Origin of the sequence: Streptomyces sp. SPB074 (assembly GCF_000154905.1) — a bacterium.
Taxonomy (GTDB): Bacteria; Actinomycetota; Actinomycetes; order Streptomycetales; family Streptomycetaceae; genus Streptomyces.
The window spans coordinates 1,388,549-1,390,641 of sequence record NZ_GG770539.1 but is presented as its reverse complement, the minus strand read 5'-3'; the positions used below and the strand labels follow the sequence as shown (position 1 = coordinate 1,390,641).

Sequence of the window (2,093 nt, the reverse complement as noted above, 5' to 3'; positions counted from 1 at the left end):
CGCCCCCGCGCACGGCGCCACCGCGCCTCGTACACACGGTCGTACCCTGACCCCATGGAGACCCCGGCCGACCCGCCCCGCCCCGAGGAGCCCAGCTCAGCAGCGTCCCGCCCGGGAGGCGCCCTCCCCCGGGACCTGCACCCCTCGGCGCAGCCGCACGAGGCCGGCTACCCCGCCCACTGGGAGGCCGACGTCGTCCTGCGCGACGGAGGCACCGCGCGGATCAGGCCCATCACGGCGAACGACGCCGAACGGCTCGTCAGCTTCTACGAGCAGGTCTCCGACGAGTCGAAGTACTACCGCTTCTTCGCCCCCTACCCGAAGCTCTCCGCGAAGGACGTGCACCGCTTCACGCACCACGACTTCGTGGACCGGGTCGGGCTCGCCGCGACCATCGGCGGCGAGTTCATCGCCACCGTCCGCTTCGACCGCGTCGACGCGACGGGCCGTCCCGCCTCGGCGCCCGCCGACGAGGCCGAGGTCGCCTTCCTCGTCCAGGACGCGTACCAGGGGCGGGGCGTCGCCTCGGCGCTCCTCGAACACATCGCGGCAGTCGCCCGCGAGCGCGGCATCCGCCGCTTCGGCGCCGAGGTGCTGCCGAACAACATCAGGATGATCAAGGTCTTCACGGACGCGGGCTACCAGCAGAAGCGCAGCTTCGAGGACGGCGTCGTCCACCTGACCTTCCCGCTGGAACCCACCGAGCGCTCGCTCGGCGTGCAGTACGCGCGCGAGCAGCGCGCCGAGTCCCGCTCCGTGCAGCGCCTCCTCGCCCCCTCCGCCGTCGCGGTCGTCGGTGCCAAGCGCGCGGGCGGCGGCGTGGGCCGCAGCATCCTGCGCAACCTCCTCGCCGCCGGGTACACGGGCCGCCTCTACGCCGTCAACAGCAGCTTCCCCGAGGACCAGGGCACCCTCGACGGCGTCCCCGCCTTCCGCACCGTCGCGGAGACCGGCGAGGACATCGACCTCGCCGTGGTCGTCGTCCCCGCCGAGCGCGTGCCCGAGGCCGTCGCCGAGTGCGGCGAGCACGGGGTGCGCGGCCTCGTCGTCATCAGCGCCGGATACGGCGAGAGCGTGACGGCCGGCAGGGCGCGCCAGCGGCGCCTCGTCCGGCAGGCGCGCAGCTACGGGATGCGCCTGGTCGGCCCCAACGCCTTCGGCCTCGTCAACACCGATCCCGCCGTCCGCCTCAACGCCTCGCTCGCGCCCGAACTCGCCCCGCGCGGCCGGGTCGGGCTCTTCACCCAGTCCGGCGCGATCGGTATCGCGCTCCTCTCCGAGCTGCACCAGCGCGGCACGGGGCTCTCGACCTTCGTCTCGGCGGGCAACCGTGCCGACGTCTCGGGCAACGACGTCCTCCAGTACTGGTACGACGACCCCGGCACCGACGTGGCCCTCATGTACCTGGAGTCGATCGGCAACCCGCGCAAGTTCACCCGCCTCGCGCGCCGGGCCGCCGCGACCAAGCCGCTCGTCGTCGTCCAGGGCGCCCGGCACAGCGCCGCGACCCCGCCCTCGCACGCCGTCGCCGAGACCCGCCTCCCGCACGCGACGGTCTCCGCGCTCCTCGCGCAGGCCGGTGTGATCAGGGTCGAGACCGTCACCGACCTGGTCGACACCGGTGTCCTCCTCGCGGGGCAGCCGCTCCCCGAGGGACCGCGCGTCGCGATCCTCGGCAACTCCGAGTCGCTGGGCCTGCTCACCTACGACGCCTGCCTGACCGAGAACCTGCGCCCGCGCACCCCGCTCGACCTCACGACCTCCGCGGGCCCCGAGGACTTCCGCCGCGCCCTGGAACAGGCGCTCGCCGACCCGGACAGCGACGCCGTCGTCGTCACCGCGATCCCGTGGGTCGACGAAGGCGCGCTCGACTGGCCCGAGGGCGAGGTGCTCGGCGCGGCGCTGCGCGAGGCCGTCGCCGCCTCGCCCGCGCGCAAGCCGGTCCTCGTCGTGCACGTCGAACTCGGCGGCCTCGCGCACGCGCTCTCCGCCGCGACCGCGACGCTCCCGGCGAGCGCCGGCCCGCACACCCCGGGCGGAGCGGTCCAGCGCGGACGCCCGCGAGGCGGGCGCCGTACGCGACGAGGGCGCGC

General features: G+C 75.0%; 1 protein-coding gene. It reads left to right on the top strand.

Translation table 11 applies throughout. From position 1 onward, the window contains the following. Nucleotides 1-54: 54 nt before the first annotated feature. On the top strand, nt 55-2,093 hold a 2,039-nt coding region (locus tag SSBG_RS05595), incomplete at its 3' end, for a GNAT family N-acetyltransferase (protein WP_106429307.1).